Here is a 24073-nt window from a genome sequence, read left to right on the forward strand (position 1 = left end):
GGGATGACAGGAAAAGTGATATAACAATACACCCTTATTTATTCTCTTCCTTATTATCTATGTCTTGATAATCAGAATCTACTACTTTTTCTTCTTTATCATTTGGATTCCCTTCTGATGAAAAGCCATTTCCAGCACTATTTTGTTGTGAGGCATTATACATAGCTTCTCCAAGTTTCATAGATAATTGAGAAAGATTAGTAACTTTCTGCTGGATTGAATCAGCGTCATCAATGTTATCAGATTTACTAACTTCTTTTAATTCGTTAACTGCATTTTCAATAGCAGATTTATCTTCTGGTGAAACTTTATCACCATACTCTGTCAGAGACTTTTCTGTAGAATGAACTAAACTATCCGCTTGATTCTTCACTTCAATAAACTTTTTGCGCTTTTCATCTTCTTGCGCTTTTTCTTCAGCTTCTTTTACCATGCGATTTATTTCATCATCAGATAGACCACCTGAAGATTGAATGCGTATTTTTTGCTCTTTTCCAGTAGCTTTATCTTTTGCAGAAACGTGTGCTATTCCATTTGCATCTATGTCAAATGTTACTTCGATCTGAGGAACTCCACGAGGAGCAGGAGGTATCCCTTCCAAACTAAACTGACCAAGTAGCTTGTTATCAACCGCCAATTTTCTTTCACCTTGATGTACCTTAATTGTAACGGCTGTTTGGTTATCTTCTGCAGTTGAAAACACCTGAGATTTTTTAGTAGGAATAGTAGTATTACGTTCAATAAGTGGAGTGAATACTCCTCCTAGAGTCTCAATACCAAGAGAAAGTGGAGTCACGTCAAGTAGTAACACATCTCTTACATCACCTTGAATGATTCCCGCCTGTATTGCAGCTCCAATTGCTACAACTTCATCAGGATTTACTCCTCTATGTGGATCTTTGCCAAAGAATTCTTTAACTTTCTCTATGACTTTTGGCATACGAGTCATGCCACCAACGAGAACCACTTCGCCAATTTGACTAGCAGACAAACCAGCATCCTCAAGAGCTTTTTTACAAGGAGCCATAGTTCTTTCGATTAAACCATTCACTAAGCTTTCAAGTTTTGCTCTCGTTAATTTCATATTTAAGTGTTTTGGACCACTTGCATCAGCTGTAATAAACGGTAGATTTATTTCCGTTTCCATTGCACTTGATAATTCAATTTTCGCTTTTTCAGCAGCTTCTTTGATTCTTTGCATAGCCATTGGATCATTTTTCAAATCAATGCCATTACTTTTCTTGAATTCATCTAGTAAATAACTCACTATTGCGTTATCAAAGTCTTCACCTCCAAGATGAGTGTCACCATTTGTAGCCTTTACTTCAAAAACCCCTTCACCTATTTCAAGTATTGAGACATCAAATGTACCACCACCAAGGTCATATACCACTATTGTGTGCCCATGTTTCTTATCAAGACCATAAGCAAGCGCTGCAGCAGTCGGTTCATTTACTATTCTGAGCACATTTAATCCGGCAATTTTTCCTGCATCTTTTGTTGCTTGACGTTGAGAGTCGTTGAAGTATGCTGGCACTGTTATCACAGCATCTTTTACTTCCTCTCCAAGATAAGCTTCTGCTGCTTCTTTCATGTTTTGTAGTATGAATGCACCAATTTGACTAGGAGAGTATTCTTTATTATCAGTGGTTTTAACCCATGCGTCACCATTTTTTGCTGCAAACACTTTATACGGCACGTTTAGATTTTTCATTTCAGAATCACCGTATTGACGGCCTATTAATCTCTTAGTAGCAAAAAAAGTATTACTTGCATTGGTGGTTGCTTGTCTTTTTGCAGGAGCGCCAATCAACCTTTCTCCTGACGAAGTAAATGCAACTATAGATGGAGTAGTTCTTGCCCCTTCTTTATTTTCTATTACCTTTGTATCCTTGCCCTGCATTATTGCAACACAAGAATTTGTTGTTCCGAGATCTATGCCTATTGCTCTTCCCATAATGAGTACCCCATTGTAAATATTATCTGATATAAGAATATATAAGTATAGGACTTATTAATTACAAGCCCAATTTAGGGTTTCTAATTAGTTATTGGAACTTAAAAAGCGCGAAAGCCATTTAGTCAGCCAAAAATTGCCTCGTAGTTTATTTGAATTATCAACTTCTTCATTGCTGCTATCCTCAATTTGGTATCCAGAGTTCTGTAATGGCTTATAACCGTTTGAATTAACATCATCTCCTTGTTTTAAAACAAATGTATTTACATCTAAACTGTTATCAATACTAATGTTCAATGTAATATTAAACTCTTTTTCGATTGTAGAAACTGTATTCCTTTTATTATTAAAAATATGCGCTATAACTGCACTATGCGCTACTAAATCAAAAGACTTATTTTGGTTCCTATGAGCAATGTGTTGTAAATCCCTTAGTATCGATGCAACAATTACTTCGTTCGATTTTACTCTTCCAATACCCTTGCAGTGTAAACACTCTGTAGTATTAATTTCTTGTATGTTTGGTTTAATTCTTTGTCTTGAAAATACCATTAAACCAAAGTCATTTATGTAGCTAAATTGAACTTTAGCTTTATCGTCTTTAAACGCTTGCTTTATAGCAGACTCAACAGCTCTGCAATACTGATATTTCAACATGTCAATAAAATCGACTACTATTAATCCTGATAGGCCCCTAAGATTCACCTGTCTTGATATTTCAGGTACTGCTTCCATATTGGTTCTATAAGCTGTTTCTTCTATGCTATCTTCTCCTGTCATCTTTCCTGAATTTACGTCTATTGAAACAAACGCCTCAGTTAAAGTTATTACCAAAGACCCACCAGATGGCAACTCTACCCTATTGCTATATAACTCAGAAATTTGATCTTCAATTCCATAGTAAGTAAAGATTGGGATAGAACCTCTATACAATCTGTAACGCAACTTACTACCTTTTAATGCATTTTTAGTATATTGTCTCACTGCTTCAAAAGCTTCCTTCCCAGATACTATGACTTCTATACCATCGCTACAAAAATCACGAACAGATCTCATAATTACATCTGCTTCGTTGTAAATTAATGATGGAGCATTTACAGAGAAGGCATTTTTTTGAATGCTCTGCCATAATGAGGATAAGTAATTGTAATCCTGCTCAATTTCTTTCTTATCTTTTCCTGAACCAACAGTTCTTACTATTAAACCTGATCTTTTTGGCAAGTTTATTGAACTCAGTATATCCTTTAACTGCTTTCTGACATTAGCATCTTCAATTCTGCGAGACACTCCACCTTTACTCATGGAATTTGGCATGAAAACACAGTATCTACCCACTAAAGTTATGTATGTTGTAAATGAAGCTCCTTTATTGCCTCGTTCCTCTTTAGTTAGCTGGACCAATACTTTTTGATTTACTGAAATAACATCTTGTAATTTGTATTTTTTATATAAAGGTACCTCTCTTACAAAACCACTACCTAACTCGTTGACATTCTTACTAGCTGCAGAATCTGAAGAAACATTTGCTGAAGCTTCTTCTGTACAATCGTCATTTGAGTAGCCCTCAAAGATAGTTTCCTTTTCTTTTTCTGGAATATTGAAGTAATCTAGAGATATCTCGGAAAAAGATAAAAAACCTTGCTTGTTTTTTCCATATTCAATAAATACGGCTTGCAAAGAAGGCTCTATACGCTTTACATAAGCAACGTATATATTACCTCTTAATTGTTTTTTTTCCTTGAATTCTTGTTCAAATTCTACAACCTTATTATTAACTGATAAGGCAACTCTTACCTCATTAGAACAGGCAGAATTTTCTATCAATAATAACCTTTTGCCACTATTTGCCACTTATTTACCGTTTGCTTTTCATTCTGAAGTTAACTTCATGCTACTTAATGCACTGTTGATTGTCAAGAATTTTACGATCTGCATTATTCGGTTGACTTTTAGTGTTTTGCGTAATAAACTCGCATAGAATTTATTATATCATTATAAGTATGGCGAAAAAAAATGCTTCTTTGCTCGTTAAGTTAGTCAGCACTGCAATCAAGATAACAAAAACTGGTGAAGAAAAATCAACTGGCTATTTTTATGTAAAAAAGCGTAATCCAAAAAAGCTCACCAGAAAACTGGAGTTTAGGAAGTATGACCCAGTAGTCAGAAGGCACGTATTATTTAAAGAAGAAAAATTAAAGTAGTTTTTTTATAAGGAATTTTATTATTATGCAAAATTTACAATTAAGTTATCCTATAATAGTAGAGTTGGGGGATGTAAAAGATACAAAACTGAAATTAATAAAGGTCATTGCACAATTAATAAGTAAGAGGTACAAAACACAGAAAAAAGCAGCAAGCGCTCTAAAGATTGATCAACCTAAAGTATCTCAAATCAATAGGTCAAAAATCGAAGGGTTTTCCTTAGAATACTTGCTTAACTTATTGATTGCATTGGACCAAGACATAAACGTAAGAATAAAGCATAATTCTAAACCTGTATAATATGTAAAGGACAAATGGTGATTTAAATGCAGAACAATAAAACAGTAAGTCAGAGGCATTTTAAAAAGAACTTGTTACTCAACAAAACAAGATTTGAAATTTTGTGCAATGCTATTGATTATAGCTAGATATGCATCTTTTCCAGGCTCTATGTCTGATCCAATAGGATCAAGAACTACCATTTTTGCGTCATTAGAAAGAGCATTAGGCTTTATGCTATCTTCTTGTGAATGAGCAAATATACATTTAACGTTTTCTTCCTTCATTATCTTTTTTAGCTTCATTAAACTCTTCATACCTATGTACGAATCCTCTTCTATAGAAAGAATGGCGCTTGGGTGATTTAAACCAAAATATTTTTCAAAATATTGATAAGCATCGTGAGTGACGATGTATTTTTGATTTTTAAAATCATTCAGTTCTTTCACGATTTCTTTTACTTCTTGGTCTATTTTTTTTATGGCTTTTGTTGCATTAGAGTTGTATCGATGGAAATTTTCTTTATCTATTTTAGACAATGTTGCACTTATAAAAAGTACCATGCTCTTTGCATTTTCGGGACTCAGCCAAATGTGTAGGTCTTTTTCATCTTGAGTATTGGTAATTTTTCTAGAAAATGAATGTGGCCGAGCAGGAAGTAGGTTGATTACCTTTGACAATTGCACTAGTTCTTTATTATTTTTGGCGAAAGTTTGAACAAACGTCTCTAAGTTATCGTCAGTGTAAAATATAACATCACTTGATTCCAAATTACTCGCATCAGACGGCTTTAATATATAATTATGCGCAGATGTTGCATAGCCAAGCAATTCCGGTTCTAAAATCCCTTCTGTCACAGAAGCTACAAGTGAGTGGATAGGTTTGATTGTAGCTACAACTTTTAAATTGGATGAAAAGGCAATATTATAGTATAGTGTAAATGAAAGTAATAGAAAAAAAGGCAGTAAATGTCTCATATAAACGTTGAGAAGAAGTTAAATTTTGCCAAAAAGTTAAATAATGTCAATAATCGTGTTCTAAAAATAGAAAATCTTGCTCTCACATATGATGGTAAAAGAATCCTTGACAATATCAATATGTTCATGGAAAGAGGAGACGTAATTACAATACTTGGTCCAAATGGTGGAGGTAAAACCTCTTTAGTGAAAGCAATTGCTGGCATAAATAAAAGCTGTACCGGTAGTATCGTATTTGCTGACAACATAAAAATTGGCTATATGCCGCAAAATTTTAGTATTAGTAATTTGATGCCAATAACAGTTGAATATTTCCTTTTAAATAGCTCCTTGAAAAGACTAAAGAAAAATCAATCCATTATTACAGAAGCGATAGAGTTGGTTGGTATCGGTAACATTTTGAAGAATCAAGTGTTAGAAATTTCTGCAGGGCAAACACAACTACTACTGCTTGCACGTTGTTTAATTGCAGAGCCTGACTTGATCATTCTAGATGAACCAGTCAGTGCAATGGATATTAACGCGCGGGCTAAATTTTATGATATTATAAATAAAATAGCAAAAAAACGATTGGTATCGATTCTTATGACTTCTCATGATCTTAACTCTGCTCTACCATCCTCAGATTACGTAATTTGTATAAATAATACTATCTATTGCCAAGGCAAGCCTGATGAGATTATGAAAAATAGAACCCTAAATGAAATATTTAGCAGTTACGCAGCAAAATGATTCAAAATATTTTGCGTCTTCTGCACATAACTACAGTGCTAACACGTTACAATATATTACCTTATTTACTTCCACCATCAAAGAAATCAATAAATAAAATACAAGGCCATAAGCTAAAGTGTGCTCTTGAAAAATTAGGTCCGGTGTTCATTAAGTTTGGGCAGTCTATCTCATCACGTACTGATGTTTTAAATGAGGATATAACAAATAACTTGTTATTGATATGTGATAGATTGCCATCATTTTCACATAAAATAGCAGTTAAAACTATAGAAAGTGAGTTTAATTGTAAATTGAGCGACATTTTTTCAAGCTTTTCTGAAAAGCCAATTGCAGCAGCATCGATTTCTCAGGTGCATAGAGCGGTTACAACTGAGGGTAAGGAAGTTGCTGTGAAGGTTTTAAGGCCAAATATTGAGAAAACATTCTCAAGGGATATAAAAATGCTTTCCTGGCTCGCAGAAATTGCAGAAAAATTTAGCGAACAATCAAAAAGGCTGAGGCCAATTGAATTAGTCAAAACTTTTGCTGAAATTTGCCGATTAGAGTTAGATCTACGTTTTGAAGCTGCTCACTCTTCAGAACTAAAGGAAAACACAAAAAATGACAGAGGTTTTTATGTACCTGAAATAGATTGGAATAGAACTGCAAAAAAGGTTTTAACATTAGAATGGATAGAAGCAACACCAATATACGAAGTTGAAAAACTGAATAATCGTAAGCAAATAGCTATCAATCTTATAGAATCGTTTTGTAGTCAGGTATACAGGGATTGTTTTTTTCATGCTGATATGCATCCTGGAAATCTAATGGTTGATAGTAATAACAATATTATTGCCCTGGATTGTGGAATCATGGGTAGAATAGATCGTGAGACATGCTATTACGTTATAGAGATACTCAAAGGCTTTTTAAATCGGGATTATGACCACGTTGCAAAAATGCACTTTAAAGCTGGTTACGTTTCATCACAGCATAGAAATTTTGTCACAGCTTGCAGGGCAATAGGTGAACCCATTATTGGGCAGCCTATACAGAAGATTTCATTTGCTAGTTTACTTGCTCAGCTATTAAAAATAACTGGTGATTTTGATATGAAAGTTCAAACACAATTGTTATTGCTGCAGAAAACTATGATTTTACTGGAAGGGACATGTAGAAAGATCTACCCAGAAATCAATATATGGAAAGTAGTTGAAGCGTGGATAAGCAGTCAACATGAAAGTAAAATAGGGTATAGGGAAAAAATTAGAAATTCTTATCCTGTAAAAACAATCCAAGGGATATTTAGCCTTATAGAAAAATTAAACCTAATAGCTGATAAAAAATTAGAAAACATCCAAGTTAAAAATAAATCAAATGGAAAAGTCTATTTTTTACTGTGGTTTGTAATTATAATTCTAATCGTTAAATTTTTAATTTTTTAAACTATGGGAAAAAACTGCGTCAAACCCAATTTTTAATTCAACTTAATTTTTAATCTGCAGGAGTCGAGTTGAGAATGTCCAATTTTCCACTTTCTTTATAGCATAACATACTTCAGTCCTGATCCGCCTCTTGCTCCTCTTGAAGCCCAATAGCTCACCACTTATGTGTAAATTAATCGTTAATGTTGTACACGTTCTTTTCTTTTTCTACTCTCTCTTGCTCTTCAATACAATATATAGCAAGCGGATTAGCTTTAAGTCTTTCGACTCCTATTTCTTCTCCTGTTCCATCGCAGTAACCATAAGTGCCTAATTTTATTTTTTCTAACGCCTCCTTAATCTTTTCTTTTCTATCTTTTCGGCGCTTGATTAATTCCTCATTTCCACTATCTCCATCAGAATAGTATGTATCAATACTATTATCTTCTAGTTCTTGTTTCTCCAACTCAGCGAGTATTGATTGTAACTTTAAGCTGAAGTATTCCAGTTGTTTTACGCTCATATATTCTTCATCTTCTGAAGGAGTATAATCCTCTGGTGACTTTATTTTCGGTAACTTTTCCATAATTGCATTATCAAAAAAATAATAAAACCTATATAACTTATGAACAAAAAATTATACTACCCTCAAAGTAAACACTATAATTTATAATAAACATTTAAAAGCCTAGTATGATCGACTTAGTAAAAAAATTAGTAATAGATGGTAAGAACCTTACCTATATAGTATGTATTTTTATTATAATGTTAAGTTTATCTTCATTTACACTTGAAAACAACCATAAACAAGAAGTTATGTTAACATTAACATGGATATGTGCTACATTTGTTTTGCAGATCTCTACAAATAATTTGTTTACATCTGATTATCATGATGGAATATTAGAGCAAATCTTTGTACAGCCACTCTCTTCTAGGCTTATAGTTGCTTATAAAATTTTCGCTCACTGGTTATTATTTGGGCTACCGATTTCAGTGGTTTCTTCCATATTCAGCTTTGCAGTTCTAGGCAATAGTATTGAACACTCAATAGCAGTTGGAGTGTCTTTATTATTTAATACGCTGATAATCATTAATATTTCAGCTACTGGAAATGCATTGATGATTGGTCGAAACAACTTAGCATCAGGAGTATCGCAAATTCTTGTTTTGCCAATGATAATGCCAACCTTTGTGTATTTTAAAATGCTAACTCAATTTGAAAATTTGTCCTTGAATATTTATACACTACTAATCACCATGTTAATTTTTGTCGTTTTGATTGTTAACAGCACTATAACTACTCACATGGCACTAAAATTTGCTGTGGAACAGGATTGAAAAATCTTACTGTTATTCAGTAGGTATCCGTTTAGCAGAGTGGCAAAATAGGTAGACAAGATAAACCAAAAAATCAAGAAAAAGTGAGTTTACAACAAATGGTGTCATGCAAGTAGCTGACAACATAGAAACGAAAAAACTTGCTTGACAAACTCCGTCAGCCCCCTTATTATGACAATAAGGGTATTTATGACTCAAAACTTGTTTTTGACCTGCAGGCTCAATGACAAAATTCAGTAAAAAACTCAGGTATTTATTGGCGGATTACATAAAATTATAGCGGCTGCATGTCTTTTTTATTTTTTCTACATTCAGCCAAATCGCGCTTATTTTAAGCGTTAGCACATTATTACAGCGCCACTTACAGTAATATAGAGTCAAAACTCGCACCACGGGGCTTCTTTTGCCTTTTTTTTTATTTGGTAAATTTCTTAAATTTTATAGCTAATCAGTACTGGGATGACATTATAGAGAGGCACTGGGATGACATTATAGGGGCTACTGGGATGACATTATAGGGGCTACTGGGATGACATTATAGAGAGGCACTGGGATGACACCCTGACAATCGTCATCCCGCTGCTTGTTAGCGGGATCTGCTGTGGCGACATAAACTCAAATCATTTCAAATTTCAATCCAAAGAGGTATCATTATGTCAAACAACTTCAATTTTAAAGAATTTTTTTAACCACTATGAAACAAATAGTACGTCAGATGATATACAAAGGTATTATTTGCTGTGGAAATCAGTAATAGCGCAGGCAATGACTGATGCAGCAAGTCACTGTAAAAAAACAGAAAGCTTGGTAGAGAAACGTAAGGCGATTTCTTGGTTATCGGACTTTAGTCAAGATTTTGCACACACATGTATATTGGCTGATTGTGATCCGGTATACGTAAAAAACAAAATACAGCCAATCTTAAAAAGCCTTACTAGATAAAGCCTTTTTAATGAGGTTTACTCCTTTTACCGAAAAAAATATCATTCAATCTCCTATCTATAGTTGCCTCTATATCTTTGATTAATAGCTGCTTTATTATGTTTACTTTCCGCTTTGCATCTTGAGCGTGATGCTCACTGTTATTGCTGTAATTATTCTTATCACTATAACTACTGCCACTCGGTTTACTACTGTTACTGAACTCACTACCCTTTTTTCTTCTTGTGCTGAGTATCTGCACTATCTTTTCCTTTAAAAAAGACTTCCAGCCTGTGCTAAGGAACAACTTATAGAGAAAATGCGGAGTAAGGAATGCTACTAATATTCGAATAGAAATTCCGTAACCGAGGTCTTCCCTATTTTCATAATACCACTTGCAATATTGAAATAAATGGTAAAACGCATTTTTGAAAGAGCCAAATTCTACAGCATACCAAAAACCATTGCTGAGAAACATGAGCACAATGCTGGATGTGTAAAGATACATTGTGAAGAGAAACAGTTTCACAATTATATCTTTTAGACTACCTAATATATAATTCAATAATCTTAATTTATAGAAAAGTGATATCATTTCACACCCACTTCAATATGGCTGGGGTGGAAGGATTCGAACCTTCGCGTGACGGTATCAAAAACCGCTGCCTTACCACTTGGCTACACCCCAATACTACTTACATCAATAACACTATTAGCCCAATTAGTAAAAGATTTATTTGCTTTTTCTATGGACATCACAGCAATAGCTGGCTGATCATAAGAATGCATTGCTTCGATTTTTTCTACAATTTTATCAACTTGATCATTTTTGCTCTTCATAATTGCTACTACTTCACAACTATTACTAATTTTACCTTCCCATAAATACAGAGAATTCACTTCGGGAAATATATTTACACATACAATTAATTTCTCGTTTAACAATTCCTCAGAAACAGTTTTAGCCTCTTCAAAACTTGAAAAAGTTGTATAAATCAAAACTAAACTATTCATTAGTAGCTACATAAATGCATTTCTACTATACTCCACTTAGGTTTATTCATCAAGAGAAAATAGATGAGATTTTTCTGTTATTCTAGCACTCTCTTCTGTCATTCCAGTGCTCTCTTCTGTCATTCCAGTGCTTCCTTCCCCTGTCATCCCAGTGCGTGACACTGGGATCTAGGAATTTTGATTGAGCACTAAGTTGGTAAACATGAAAGTGGCTAACATTTTTTAAAACACAGCGTTTTCGATGGGATTGCGTGAAATGGCTAGATCCCAGTGTCACGCACTGGGATGACAAGAGGGGGTATTGGGATGACAAAAAAAGGAGGCTACTGGGATGACAAGAAAGGAGGCTACTGGGATGGCAAGAAAGGAGCAGCAGGATGACGCCTCACCATGTCATTCCAGCGCGTGACGCTGGAATCCAGCCTTTTCATAATCATCAAAATGTTGTATTTTAACATAAAACGGCTACTTTTATGCTTCCCAACTTAATAAAATTCCTGGATCCAAGTAGTCAAGGCACTGGGATGACACCTTTCCTAGCGGAGAAATCATAATGTTCATACGGTTGTGCGCATAACGCTGGGATTTTTCTATAGTTTAAAAACAAAAAAAGGATGTTACTCATTGAGTAACATCCTTTTGAAGAAGGTGAGTAGCTTTGTTTATAACTACTATGCTTTCACATTTGTAGCTCCTTGTATAGTTGCAAGCTGTGGATGAACGTCAGCTTCAAAAGCCATTTGCGTAGAAGGCTGTCCCACCAGTTTGTCCAGATAACCTGTTTTTTTCAGTTCTGCACGAGCTTTACTTAAGTCTTCTGGAGAAGGACTTTTTAGCGTAGAAGAACCAGATGAACCTCTGCCGCTACCATGGAAATCACTGGAAGTAAAATCCCTTTTCTGTTTTACCGGTTCAGATTTTAGTCTCTCCAACCTTCTCTTGAGCCCTTCGCCGTCAACCCCTTGTGAAAAACGATTTCCTATTGGCGTAGACACACCAGAAGCATTAGGTGTACAATATTCACTTGGCGTAGAAGAATCAGATAAACCTATTGCACTATCAGAAGAATTACTGCGAGTTAGAGTTCCCTCATCCAGTGAATTGCTTCTGGTTGATTTGGGTGTAGAAAGCACATGTTTTTTTACCCGCTGATCAACAAACTCTGACCATTCATCCTCTAAAGTTGGACTTTCAGGTACTTTTGGTAGAGCAACTGGAATAGACTGCTTACCAGAAGGTTTTTGTCCTATTGTTGCAGTTTTGTCAAGCACCCCAAGATCAGAACTAAAAGGTTCGTGAAGTTGTTTTTCTACGTTACTCCCTCCAAATTGTATAGAACCTTTGAGTGTACCATACTTTCCTGCTACTTTATTAAGGTTCTCCACAGAGTTAGAAAGTTTATGCCCTCTTTTGCACTCTTCAATAATCCTCTTAATTTCATCGTGATGCTCAGAGAAAATTTCATAAAGATTGTTATTATTTTTAGACAACAAACTTTGCAACTTCTTAGCGTCTAATTTATTGACAAAATCTGCTTGCTGTTTCAACTGATTGATCAACTGGTCCTTTTTGGCACCTTGTGGACCACCAACAGAATAAGCTTTCTCTAATATTTTTTCTCCCAGCTTAGAAAATATTTCCTTAGTTAAAGCAGAGCTATTCACGGCTTTGTCTTCAAGAACTTCCTTAATAAACATCTCCTTTACACTATTGAAATTCCTTGTTTTTTCTTCTGTTTTCAAAACAACAGTTTGACCTTCGTTACCTATTGAATATGGAATGGCGTCTAAACTAGACATACTTTCACTTAAATTACTTAAACTGCGCCCCATTTTTCCTAACGTAGCACCAGTTCCCTCTCTTGTTGCTCGTCTCACAGAACTTATAGCTCCTTTTACTGAATGATAACCTTCTCTTGCTTTTTCTGCAGTATATACTGACGCGTCCTTAACTTTCTCGGCAGTATATTTCGCCCCATCAACTGTTTTTTCTGCTGACCATTTGAGCCCTTTGAATGTGTATTCAACTGCTTTCACAGCAAAAAATAGAGTAAGGGCAACTATTGCACCTGTTGCAGCAACCGGTAAAGCAACTGCCACAAATGGAAGTAATGCACCAACCATCACACCTACTGCACCTACTGCAATCATTTGCTCTTTTGCAGACCAATTAGAGAAATTTTTTATATCTTTTAGTTTATCCTGCACAGTTTCCATGAAAGGAGAATTTTTTTTAACAGGACTTGAATTTGTTTGTTCACTGGCTAACATTTTAAACCTCAATATTAATTAAATATATTCATATTGTACACCCTCGATTCTTAAGTTAGTGTTAATTTGGCTGTTAATGTTCATTTGTCTTTGAATAATTCTGCTTGACGTGTTTTTTGGAAGCGTAGAAAATTAGGTCAAGAAGCCGGAGTATTTATGAGGTGCATAAAAAGGGCACTCATCTTTTTGGCTGTTATAACTTTAATAATAATAGCTTTACTATTTAGGTATAATTCCCATTTTCACGAAGACGTAGTGCACTTAAAGAGTGACAACAAAGAATTCAAAAAAAAGCCAGAAAATTCTATAGAGTCGACCATACTACATAGAGAAAAGGAAGTGTACGATCATGTTTTCCATCCTGATGATTAATTTGTAAATAAAATAGCAATTTATGTTTGCATTTTCTTATTAAAGAAGTAATATTAGCGTATTAATTATAGAATCAATCATTATGTTTGATGAGAATAATCCTTGGAATCTGGGAAAGAAACCGGTAGGGAACAAAACTCCTAATAATGAAGATATTTTAAGTAAAGTTGTATCTGATGTAAGATTCTTTCTTAATGGATTAACCAGAAACAGGGGCAAAAAACCTTATTTCATCATTTTCATTATTTTACTGTTCTATGCTTGCACTGGCTTTTATATTGTCCGTCCTAGTGAGGAAAGTATAGAACTTACCTTTGGTAAATATTCTAATACAGAAACACCTGGTTTGCGTTATCACTTCCCCTACCCTATTGGCAAGGTTTTTAAAGTGAATGTTAAGGAAGTAAATCGTGAAGAAATTGGGGTAAGTAATTCTTATGGGCGAGACACAGATCGCGGTGAAGGTGTGATGCTAACTGGAGATGAAAATATAGTCAACGTTAACTTCGAGGTTCAGTGGCGCGTTAGAGATGCTAAGGACTATTTATTCAAAGTGCGGGATTACAAACCCGGTTTCAGTGTTAAAAATGCTGCTGAAAGTGCCATGAGAGAAATAATAGGTAAAAACACGATCTCTTTTGCACTTGGTCAAGGCAGACCAGAAATTTCTAGAGATACTAGAATTCTATTGCAGCAGATTCTTGATGGATACCAAATGGGCATAGAGATTTTATCTGTTCAAATGAAAAAAATTGATCCACCAGAAAAAGTAATCAGTTCGTTTAGAGATGTACAAAGTGCTCGTGCAGACAAAGAGCGTACTATAAACGAAGCATATGCTTATAATAATGATATTATACCTCGAGCAAAGGGTGAAGCGATAAAGATAAAATTAGATGCAGAGGCATATGAGAATGAAGTAATAAATGAAGCAAAAGGTAATGCAAATCGCTTTTTATCTCTTTATGAGGAATATAGACAGAATCCTTCTCTCGTTAAGAATCGTATTTATCTTGAAACTATGGAAAATATTTTCAGTAAGGTAGACAAAGTTGTTGTAACTGATGATCTGAAAGGTATGTTTTCTTATTTACCTCTTACAAATTTAGGGAAATAACCATGAGTAGTAATATTAAAATTGTTTTTGTTTCTGTATTTGTTGTTTTATTGATTGTTTTATTTAATTCAATATTTGTTGTGCAAGAAACAAAGCAAGCGATAGTTATACAACTCGGTAAAGTTGTAAGAGATGTTAGGGAAAGTGGCTTATATTTTAAGTTACCATTCATAAACAGTGTAGAGTTTCTTGATAAAAGAGTTTTAGATTTAAGTCCTGATAAGATCCCAAGGGAAGTGATAACAGCGGATCAAAAACGTATTATAGTAGATGCGTATGCAAAATATAAAATAACAAATCCTGTTACTTTTTACCAGGCTGTGAGGAATGAATCAGGGCTGGTTAGAAGATTGTATCCGGTTATAGAAGCACACATAAGAGAAAATATAGGCAGATTTTCGTTGATTAGTTTGTTGAATGAAAAAAGATCAGAGGTTATGCAATTGATTCAGCGTGGAGTTTATTCTGAAGCTGAAAAATTTGGCATAGAAATAATAGACGTAAGAATTAAGAGAGCAGATTTACCAGAAGAAAATAGTTCTGCAATATTTCGCCGTATGCAAACTGAAAGGGAAAAAGAAGCAAAAGAAATTAGAGCAGAAGGAGAGCAAGCTGGGCAGGAAGTTAGATCAAAAGCTGATAAATTAAAAAGGGAAATTATCTCCAGTGCAGTAAAAGAATCATATGAAATAAGGGGCCGTGGTTATGCTGAAGCAACTAGAATTTATAATGAGGCATTTAAGGTTGATGAAGAGTTTTTTAACTTTTATCGCTCTATGAGCGCTTACAGTAAATCATTTGCCGAAAATAATACTAAATTTGTACTTTCACCAAACAATAACTTTTTAGATATTTTAAACAAAGGATGGAAATAATTTATGAAAAGTAAGGTATTTATTTTATCTATATTTGCATATTTTCTAATTGCGTTTTCTTCATACGCTAATATGTTTGATTGGAATGCAAAAAAGGTCGTTGATGCTAGCACTACTGCATGTAACTGTAATCAAGGACTTGCCGATTTAGTGGAAGAACTCATTCCTGCGGTTGTAAATATTTCAAGCGAACAAATAATCAAACAAGAAAGTAACAATAGAACTAAAATCCCTTTTATGCCAAGAAATAATTTCTTTGATGATTTTAGAGAATTTTTTGAGCATTTTGATCAGTTTTTTATGGATAGGGGCCCTAGTGTTAACAGAGAGGTGGTGCTGCTTGGTTCTGGGTTTATTATAGATAAAGGTGGAACTATAGTAACCAATTATCACGTTATTAAAAACGCCCAAGATATCACAGTTACTATGAACGATAATACTTATTTCAAAGCAGAAGTTTTAGGCTATGATGCAAGAACTGATCTTGCTGTGCTTAAGGTTCATTCTAATAAAGATCTTCCTTTTGTTGCATTTGGTAATTCTGATACAGCAAGGGTTGGCGATACAGTTATTGCAATAGGTAACCCATTTGGTTTGGGTAGCTCTGTAAGCACAGGAATTATATCTGCAAGGTCCAGAGACATTAGTATCGGCACTATGAATGAATTTATTCAAACTGATGCTGCAATTAATAGAGGCAACTCTGGAGGGCCATTATTTGATTTAAATGGAAAAGTTATAGGCATTAACACCGCTATCTATTCCCCATCTGAGTCTGGCGGTAACGTGGGTATAGGCTTTGCTATACCATCTAATTTAGCTATGTCAATTATTGACACATTAAAAAGTGGCAAAAAAATAAAACATGGTTGGCTTGGTGTGCAAGTTCAGCCTATAACGAAAGAATTTGCTGAGTCTTTGGGTTTAAAAGATACAAAAGGTGCACTGGTTGCAAGTATAGTAAAGGATAGCCCTGCAGAAAAAGGTGGAATTAAGGTGGGTGACATATTATTAGAATTTGATGATAAAAAAATTGATAGAATGACACAACTGCCTCAAATGGTTTCAAGAACTGAACCTGGAAAAAAAGTACAAATTAAGTTACTTAGAAAGGGCAAAGAGGTCAATATTAAGGTTGTGATTGAAGAATCTGCAAATGATGGTCAAGGTAATAATCAAGAAGAAAATAAATCAACATCCGATTACATAACTGGTTTAACTGTTTCAAACCTGCCAAAAGAATCAAAAGAAAGTAATCCTACAAAAGGTGTGATAGTTACTAATGTAGATAGTAACAGTAATGCCACGCTGCGTGGTATTAAAAAAGGAGACATTATTATCCAATTAGATGGAACCGATATAGAAAATACTAATGATTTTCAAAAACAAGTTGATTCAGCAGTAAAGAAAAACGGTAAAGATTCAATAATGTTGCTCATTTACCGCAATGGAAATCAGTTTTTTACTTCAATAAAGTTAAAGAAATAGCACTTTTCGTAGGTTATTTACTAAATTCACAAAGCAGTAGCGTTTGCCATTATAGCTACTTCAATCTTATCAAATAAATCAAATCTACATTAGATTTATTGCATAACCATATATAAAAACCAAAGGATGTCATTCCAGTGTCAGCTACTTGTAAGAACATTTACTAAAATATACACATGAACAAAATCAACTTTTTAAAATTCATTGAACTGTGCTTTCAAACGGTGGTGCCGGGATGTGAGTATAATGATTATCAGTACATAAAAGTCATAGAAGACAGGCTGAAAGCAGCGAATGCTGGCGAAGTAAGGCGCATAATATTCAATATGCCTCCGCGTTCAATGAAGTCCATGTGCATAAGCGTTGCGTGACCCGCATGGATACTGGGAAATCAGCCAACCGCAAGAATAATAGTTGCAAGTTATTCTCGGCTGCTCAGCGAAAAGCACTCGCTTGATACCAGGTGCATAATGCAATCTGATTGGTATAAAGAGCTGTTTCCAGAGGTAAAATTATCCAAAGACCAGAACACTAAATATAAATTCCAAACAGTGCAGAGAGGATACAGAATCGCAACATCAGTTGGAGGGACGTTAACCGGTGAAGGTGGTGATTTTATTATTGTGGATGATCCGCTTAACCCTGCTCAAGCTTTGAGTGAAACGTTTAGAAAGCGTGTTACAAATTGGTTCGATCAGACTTTGGTAACGAGGCTCAACGATAGAAAAAAAGGAGTAATTGTGCTTGTTATGCACAGGCTGCACCTGGAAGACTTAACTGGGCACCTCTTATCCAAGCCAAAAAACATATGGCATCACATTTGTTTGCCAATGATTTCTGAAAAAGTGGAGATAATCAACTCAATTACGACACTAGAAAAAGGTTTATATTCAAGAGAAGAGAATGAGTTATTATATCCCCTGGAGGGAGGAAGAGAAGAAGTTGAGATGATAAAAGTTGAACTCGGGAGTTACGCTTTTGCTGCTCAATATCAACAAAACCCCCTGCCGCTTTCAAGCGGTATAATTAAACAAGAGTGGCTAAAGCGCTATAAAAATTTCCCTGATAATCCCTCACATGTAACGCAAAGCTGGGACACTGCAGTTTCAACAAACGATTCCAGCGACTTTAGCGTCTGCACCACCTGGGCAAAAATAGATAATAAATTCTATTTACTTGATGTATATCGAGCAAAGCTTGAGTATACAAAGCTTAAAGAGCAAGTTCTGTCACTAGCTGCAAGATGGGCACCACATGCAATTTTGATCGAAGCAAAAACAAGTGGTCAGCAATTAACACAAGAGCTAAAGGCAAATAGCGATCTACCGATTATTGAAATAGTGCCACACAATGACAAACTCACTCGATTTTATCAAATTGTTCCGACTATAGAGTCTGGCAGGGTTTTTCTGCCGCATCAAGCAGTATGGCTCAATAATTTTGAGTACGAAATTTTAATGTTCCCAGAAACTCGCCACGATGATCAAGTAGACAGTACCGTGCAATATCTGCAATGGACAAGAAAAACTAACACCAGTGCTTTTAGGGTCAGGGACTTTGGCCCCAACCCTAATAAAACGCTTAGATGGCTGAGAGCAGTGGATTAGATAATAAACCTAAGTTAGTTTCCAAAAGGTCCCTTACCATTTTAATATCCCGGTTTTACTGAGATGTTTGCGGACTTGTTCGAGTGTGGAACCGGAAAGACCTGGGTGTGGTGAATCTCCTGCCTCTTCAGACGATGAATTACTGTTTTCGCTTTTCAGAGATCTTTTTGCTGGACTATCTCTACCTACAGGCGATTGAACCTTACGTTTTTGCAGTTTTCCTCCAGTATTCTCCCCACCAGATTTAGGCGATGAATTACTGCTTCCGCTTCTCGAAGATTCACTTGAACTACCTTCAGATGATGAAGACTTACGGTTTAGCGGGTTTCTTTCAGTATTCTCACAATCCATAGACTCATAACCACTTGATCCACTTGTTGTTGCCTCAGCTTTATTATCTTCGGACTTCATCTTTTCAGCTTTTGATGTACCTTTAGCAGGCCATCGCTCTCTCCTAAACGACTTTACTTCCAAAGGATCATAAATACGGTCAATCCAGCATCCACCTTTGCCTTCTATAATTGAAATATATTCTAATTCGCTTTCATCGGGATAACAGGATGTAATTGCTGCTTTAGGGCATAACCCATATTCTCGCACCTGGGAATTTACCCATTCGTCCTTTTCAGATTTCACATACTTTTCGACGATGTTAATGTCGATATCTTCTATTTTTATTTCTACTTCTTTCTCATGATTCTGAATAAAAAGTTTTTTTAAGTTATATAAGGCACCACAACTTATATTAGCAACAACTGTTGTTTCTTGGTTTTTCTCACAATTAGAAAGAAATTTAAATGGAAACTCATTGAGATCATAGGCTTCTTTCTTATTGACACGATACTCTTCTTTCGTTTTATCTATCACCTTCTGTAAATATTCTTTTACATTAACACTATCATCAATTAAACTAGCAATCTTCCCATTTTTTACAATAAAGTTAGTATGAAGAGGATCCAAAGCATAATTATTTAAGTTAAACCAATAAAGCAATGCTTTAAACAACTCTTGTTCTTCCTTTGAAAGTGATGAATCACTTTCAATTTTTTCATAATCCTCTTCAAAATCCTCACAAATCTTTTTACAATCCTCCTTTAAATTACTGCTTTGTGATGACCAATGGCCCATTGGCTGAGACCAAGGGTTAGTCCCTACTGGATTAGCACCTTTCCATGATGAAGCTCCACTCTGTGAACATGACGAGAATCCTGCACTTGGAGCCGGTAATGACCAACGGTTCGGTTGCTGAGTCCAAGCAATAGTACTTGCTTGCACATTTTTAGCAGCACCTTTCCATGATGAAGGTCCACTAGAACTCAACTGTGTCGGTGGCTGGAATCGTGGAACACTAATATCACTACTTTGTGCATAAAAAACCGGTAATGACCAACGGTTCATTGGCTGAAACGAAGCACTAGTCCATGCTGGCATATTCGCAGCAGCACCTACCTCAGCAGCACCTACATCATGGTGCAGGATTGACCCTTGCCTAGGAGGACTCACTTGCGAATGTGATATCTTAGACGATGGCCCTGGACCACCACTTGAAGAACCAGAATCCTTAGGTTTCGGAGGTGAATTACTATCATAACCACTATCTGTGTCTGCTTTCCTTTGGTTGGGCGGTGTTTTTGGAGGCGACAATGCTCGAAAATGAAGCTCAGGGTCAATGGACAGTTCATGGTCTTTATTGATTACAGAGCTTTCCATGATTTTATTCAGCACACAACAGGCAATGTCCAAGTCAGAAAAATCTATACCATATATTATACTGTCAGAGCTGTCAGACTTCGGTAGTCTCACTGAAATAGATTCACTAACATCACTTAATATCTCCATATTAAATGCACTATTAATCTTATATGCATCATTATCATCGAAAAGTCTATTATCTTTCGCATTTTTAGCAACAATAGGAATAAGAACTGAATCCTCATTGCTTCCCTTATAAGAAGTACGAATAATAGTGCGAACTGGGATACTTGCTACCTTATCCATAAAATTAACTATTGTATATTTCAATTTATCAACGGCCTTACTCTTAGCACTAGGAGTCTGAAAATGACGACATATTAAAGATGCATTGTACGCTTCTGTGTCTTTTATGAACTCAACATCATTAAAAATACTTTTTTTAATGTATACAAGATTACCATTCTCTTCCAAGTAATCGCTTGGAGCATTTCCGTAACGTCTAATTTGTGCTGAAAATGAATCAACAAAGTCTTTTTGTAGTCCTTTATCATGAAAAAGCATACAATATAAATAGGAATCCCTATCGAAATTTGTATCATATATACTCTTTTTTATACGTTCCACACCAAACTTACTTCCCATTTTCTCTATTATATCTCTGGTAAGTGCTTGAACTAGATAGCATTTTAAATTAAAAACCACTCCTTCATCTATTTCTACTGAAAATTTCTTTCTTCCTTTATCATCTCTAGGTAAATGTTTCGTGTTAAAAGCGAACGGAAAAAACTTCAAGTTATAAGATACACCAGCAGCTTTTTCATCTCTATAAGATCTTTTAATTATTTTCTCCTTCACGTTATTCAAATACTTCATACATTGTTTGGAATCCATATTTTTATCAAATGAGACAACAATATGATCCTTACCATGCAAATTTTGCACGGTAAGGTTAGTAATGGCAATACTATTATAACAAAGACTAATATTAAATGCCCTTACTAATTCTTGATTCATTTCATTTACATTAGACATCTCTCCTCCCTATTTTAAATATACTTATGACCTTGAACTACCTTTACTACTACTCTGACTATTACAACTACTCATAGAACTGCTAGGATCATTCCTTCTTGCCTTCTCCTCATCTTCTTGCTTAAACCTATCACGATAGTCATCAATATACTTTGGATCTATTTTGCTTAGATCAATTCTTCCTCCTCCTTTTACAGTACGACTAGATTCTTTTTTATCCATAACCACTCCCAGTAAAAATGTTATGTAATTAATATACTAAAAATAAAATTAAGTGCAAGCACTTTTTTATATTTTTTTTCAAAAAATTTTATTCACTCTTTTTCATAAAATTCAGTTTTCTAGATTCCAGCGTCACGCGCTACCCTTCCTTGTCATCCCAGTGTCCAGACACTGGGATCCAGTCTTTTTTGCAATTTCATCAAAAACACTCCCTTTTAACATAAAACCATACACTTATCAAACCTAATGTACATCCTGGATTCCAGTGTCACGCACTGGAATGACATGGTGAGGCGTCATCCAAGTAGCTGATGCTGGTTCCATCCAAGAGGGTGTCATCCCAGTGCCCAGACACTGGGATCTAACTATTTTCATGATTATGTCTTCCCTACTGACTGACCTTCTACACATTTCTCAACTTTTACATCATTAGTCAATTCTTTTGGTGGTTGAACATCACTTGCAGAACCCTGCTGAGCAGCACTAGCATTAGACTTTTCATTATCAGTAGTTCCTGATGAAGCTTGATAATGACCAATTGGATAATCATGTACAGGAAAAGATCTTTTAGTATCCCTTCTTATTATAGGCTGATCTTTGTAATCGTCACCTAGCTTTTTTCTTTCTAATTTATCGTTGTCACCAGCTTCAACCCACTCATTCTCTATCTGAACTCTTGGCTGCTCCGCAGGTTTCAGTGGACACACCTCTTTCTTCGGCTGTTCCACTTTTTTATCTTCCACTTTTGGTTTTGTTTCTTTTACCTCGCGGATCTCCTCCTTTATAACCTCTTTAGGCATTCGTTCTTTCATAGGTTTTGGTAAAAGATCAAGTTCTGGTTTGCTCAGAACAACCGGTCTTACAAATCCGGGTGAAACGTCAAAAAGGAAAACTGGCACTTTAGGTTTTTCTCTTTCATCCACTTTTATTTCTACATTTTCACGAACTTCTTTATTTTCTTCCTTTAATGATGTTTTTTCTGCTTTTTTATCTTCTGCTTTAGTTGTTTCTTCTGTAGATGCCTCTACTATAGCTGTTAGTTCGACTCTAAAAATCTCTGCGAACATTGTAATAATCCATCCGGTAACGGCGAGCTGTAACTTGAGTTTCAGATCCGTCAAGGCTTGTAGACGTTCGAGCACCCTTGCAAGCTCCTCTTCTGATAACTCACCACTGGCCAATTTCTCCTGCAATTCTTTTATCTCTTTGTCCAACCTCTGATCGAAACTTAAATCGCGTGCAAAAATCCTCTTGATCAACTCCTTAAGCTTATCACGCAAAAACTTCATTATCGCAGCAATCAGGTTTTTTTCCTTCTTCTCCTTGAGCATTTGGTAGATTTTCGGATCATCTACATCTACTTCAAAGAGGTTGAAGAGAGGTTCAAAGAAACTCCAGAAATCTTCCAGTGGTTTTTCACAATCGAAGTAGCCCTCGTCACCACCTTCGATATGTAGCTCTGCTTGAGATGATATTTCATCGATACAACTAGAAGCCTGACACTCACACTCGAGCCTTCTGAGCAAATCTTGTCTGTCAAGCTTCTCTATGGCTGCTTTTAGTTCGTTTAGCTTCTGCTCCGCAGAGAAATCTTGCTCCCTGATTTTTCCTTGGAAGATTGAGCTACCGTTTTTGTTATTATCTGAAAAATTTTCCATTATTTTTGTCCCCTCAATAAAATTACTGTCTTTATTGTTACCTGAAAAGCTTTCTATCATTTTTACTTCCTTCATAAAACTTAATAATTTAATTCTATAGTACTAAACATTTAAGAAGTGTTAACGTAAAGATGTCAATAAAATTATTTATATTTTTACACTATGTATAGTATATCATACGCCATTTAACCTTTCAATAATATTTTTTATTCTTGCTGCTTTTTCAAGCTCTAGCATGCGCTTTCCTTCTTATTAATGTTCACTTTTGCCTCTACCACTACTTTTTCTTGTAAAGTATTTGATATAAGTTTTATTATACTCTTTGGTATAACATTGTGCAAAGTTATTATATTCAGAGTGTAATGATATAAAATTACCATCATCAAAGAGCAGCTATCAGAGCAACAGAGGCAGAGCAATACAAATAGTAAAAAACTCTCTAAACCTCGATCCGGAAACTTGAAAATGGAGGAAATGCTTATTCACTAAAGATGCTCCAAAACATCCAAGATCTTAACTCTTGACCAACACATTCCCAACAAAATTGTTCTCACGTTTGCTGGAAATGGTTATATTATTTAAGTTATTAGTAATATATGTTGCTAAATTAACAATAATCCATTAAAAACTTTCATCAAAAATTATTTCAAAAAAATTTCTAAATGATGGTTGACAAGTTTTAATGATGGAATATCATGCTCAAAATGTAGTTGCTAGCATGGATAGGAAAGCGGTTTTTTCTATTCATTTCAAGAGGTAGCTATGTTGCGTGAGAAGGTGTTTCAGGGGTTTTGTCTTCCATTAGGGAGGGCGTTCTCTACGTGGTGTCCGAGCTTTTTCAAATTAGGCGTTGATGTTATTCAGAGATTTTCTTAATAGGGAAAGATGAGGCACAGTAATTAGCATAA

At 35.2% G+C, this 24073-nt stretch carries 20 protein-coding genes, 1 tRNA gene and 1 pseudogene; 10 read left to right on the plus strand and 12 right to left on the minus strand.

Annotated elements, in window-relative coordinates:
* Positions 1-34: 34 nt before the first annotated feature.
* A complete protein-coding gene (gene dnaK, locus ABWU50_RS05620; protein ID WP_264731144.1) occupies positions 35-1957 on the minus strand; it encodes a molecular chaperone DnaK in 1923 nt (640 codons plus the stop codon).
* 87 nt (positions 1958-2044) lie between these two features.
* Positions 2045-3808, minus strand: a complete 1764-nt coding sequence (locus tag ABWU50_RS05625; protein WP_341822443.1) for a ribonuclease E/G — start codon at positions 3806-3808, stop codon at positions 2045-2047.
* Positions 3809-3957: 149 nt separating this feature from the next.
* Here ABWU50_RS05625 and rpmG point away from each other — a divergent pair, with 149 nt between their 5' ends.
* A complete protein-coding gene (rpmG, locus tag ABWU50_RS05630; protein WP_064124823.1) occupies positions 3958-4158 on the plus strand; it encodes a 50S ribosomal protein L33 in 201 nt (66 codons plus the stop codon).
* 25 nt (positions 4159-4183) lie between these two features.
* Positions 4184-4459, plus strand: a complete 276-nt coding sequence (locus tag ABWU50_RS05635; protein ID WP_264687833.1) for a helix-turn-helix domain-containing protein — start codon at positions 4184-4186, stop codon at positions 4457-4459.
* A gap of 74 nt (positions 4460-4533) precedes the next feature.
* Here the strand turns inward: ABWU50_RS05635 and ABWU50_RS05640 are convergent, their stop codons facing one another.
* Positions 4534-5415, minus strand: a complete 882-nt coding sequence (locus tag ABWU50_RS05640; RefSeq protein WP_264731148.1) for a zinc ABC transporter substrate-binding protein — start codon at positions 5413-5415, stop codon at positions 4534-4536.
* Here ABWU50_RS05640 and ABWU50_RS05645 point away from each other — a divergent pair.
* Positions 5407-6147: a metal ABC transporter ATP-binding protein gene (locus ABWU50_RS05645; protein ID WP_064124826.1), complete on the plus strand. Its 741-nt coding sequence runs from the start codon at positions 5407-5409 to the stop codon at positions 6145-6147. The genes ABWU50_RS05640 and ABWU50_RS05645 overlap by 9 nt on opposite strands.
* Positions 6144-7574, plus strand: a complete 1431-nt coding sequence (gene ubiB / locus ABWU50_RS05650; RefSeq protein WP_353275696.1) for a 2-polyprenylphenol 6-hydroxylase — start codon at positions 6144-6146, stop codon at positions 7572-7574. The genes ABWU50_RS05645 and ubiB overlap by 4 nt, the downstream gene beginning before the upstream one ends.
* A gap of 172 nt (positions 7575-7746) precedes the next feature.
* Here ubiB and ABWU50_RS05655 read toward each other — a convergent pair whose 3' ends face one another.
* Positions 7747-8139: a TraR/DksA family transcriptional regulator gene (locus ABWU50_RS05655; RefSeq protein WP_253302608.1), complete on the minus strand. Its 393-nt coding sequence runs from the start codon at positions 8137-8139 to the stop codon at positions 7747-7749.
* Between the two features lie 107 nt (positions 8140-8246).
* Between ABWU50_RS05655 and ABWU50_RS05660 the strand changes: the two genes are divergently transcribed.
* The gene (locus ABWU50_RS05660; protein ID WP_353275698.1) at positions 8247-8894 is read left to right on the plus strand and encodes a heme exporter protein CcmB; all 648 of its coding nucleotides are present in this window, start codon (positions 8247-8249) and stop codon (positions 8892-8894) included.
* A gap of 735 nt (positions 8895-9629) precedes the next feature.
* A complete protein-coding gene (locus tag ABWU50_RS05665) occupies positions 9630-9836 on the plus strand; it encodes a hypothetical protein (protein ID WP_353275700.1) in 207 nt (68 codons plus the stop codon).
* 7 nt (positions 9837-9843) lie between these two features.
* On the opposite strand, the gene ABWU50_RS05670 is transcribed toward ABWU50_RS05665, so the two are convergent.
* The 4 genes from ABWU50_RS05670 to ABWU50_RS05685 form a co-directional block, all read right to left on the minus strand.
* Positions 9844-10410 (minus strand): hypothetical protein, encoded by a 567-nt coding sequence (locus tag ABWU50_RS05670; RefSeq protein ID WP_265016699.1) that lies wholly within the window; start codon positions 10408-10410, stop codon positions 9844-9846.
* Positions 10411-10428: 18 nt separating this feature from the next.
* Positions 10429-10503 (minus strand) — tRNA-Gln (locus ABWU50_RS05675).
* Positions 10494-10829, minus strand: coding sequence for a divalent-cation tolerance protein CutA (gene cutA, locus ABWU50_RS05680; RefSeq protein WP_253309735.1), 336 nt, complete (start codon positions 10827-10829; stop codon positions 10494-10496). The genes ABWU50_RS05675 and cutA overlap by 10 nt, the downstream gene beginning before the upstream one ends.
* A gap of 671 nt (positions 10830-11500) precedes the next feature.
* Positions 11501-13099, minus strand: a complete 1599-nt coding sequence (locus ABWU50_RS05685) for a hypothetical protein (RefSeq protein WP_353275702.1) — start codon at positions 13097-13099, stop codon at positions 11501-11503.
* A gap of 454 nt (positions 13100-13553) precedes the next feature.
* On the opposite strand from ABWU50_RS05685, the gene hflK reads away from it, so the two are divergent.
* From hflK to terL, 4 genes and pseudogenes are all read left to right on the plus strand, one after another.
* Complete coding sequence (gene hflK / locus ABWU50_RS05690; protein ID WP_353275704.1) at positions 13554-14588, plus strand: FtsH protease activity modulator HflK; 1035 nt, start codon at positions 13554-13556, stop codon at positions 14586-14588.
* A 2-nt stretch (positions 14589-14590) separates the two neighbouring features.
* Complete coding sequence (gene hflC / locus ABWU50_RS05695) at positions 14591-15463, plus strand: protease modulator HflC (RefSeq protein WP_010962867.1); 873 nt, start codon at positions 14591-14593, stop codon at positions 15461-15463.
* Between the two features lie 3 nt (positions 15464-15466).
* Positions 15467-16951, plus strand: coding sequence for a DegQ family serine endoprotease (locus ABWU50_RS05700; RefSeq protein ID WP_353275706.1), 1485 nt, complete (start codon positions 15467-15469; stop codon positions 16949-16951).
* A gap of 176 nt (positions 16952-17127) precedes the next feature.
* Positions 17128-18558, plus strand: a pseudogene (terL, locus tag ABWU50_RS05705) (phage terminase large subunit).
* A 33-nt stretch (positions 18559-18591) separates the two neighbouring features.
* On the opposite strand, the gene ABWU50_RS05710 reads toward terL, so the two are convergent.
* The 4 genes from ABWU50_RS05710 to ABWU50_RS05725 form a co-directional block, all read right to left on the minus strand.
* Complete coding sequence (locus ABWU50_RS05710) at positions 18592-21285, minus strand: hypothetical protein (protein ID WP_353275707.1); 2694 nt, start codon at positions 21283-21285, stop codon at positions 18592-18594.
* Positions 21286-21309: 24 nt separating this feature from the next.
* Positions 21310-21507 carry a hypothetical protein gene (locus ABWU50_RS05715; protein ID WP_353275709.1) on the minus strand — a complete coding sequence of 66 codons (198 nt, stop codon included), beginning with the start codon at positions 21505-21507 and terminating at the stop codon, positions 21310-21312.
* Between the two features lie 243 nt (positions 21508-21750).
* A complete protein-coding gene (locus ABWU50_RS05720; protein ID WP_353275711.1) occupies positions 21751-21882 on the minus strand; it encodes a hypothetical protein in 132 nt (43 codons plus the stop codon).
* A gap of 2 nt (positions 21883-21884) precedes the next feature.
* A complete protein-coding gene (locus ABWU50_RS05725) occupies positions 21885-23225 on the minus strand; it encodes a hypothetical protein (RefSeq protein ID WP_410542072.1) in 1341 nt (446 codons plus the stop codon).
* Positions 23226-24073: the final 848 nt, after the last annotated feature.

Source organism: Wolbachia endosymbiont (group A) of Pipizella viduata (assembly GCF_964028555.1).
In the GTDB taxonomy this organism is placed as follows: Bacteria; Pseudomonadota; Alphaproteobacteria; order Rickettsiales; family Anaplasmataceae; genus Wolbachia.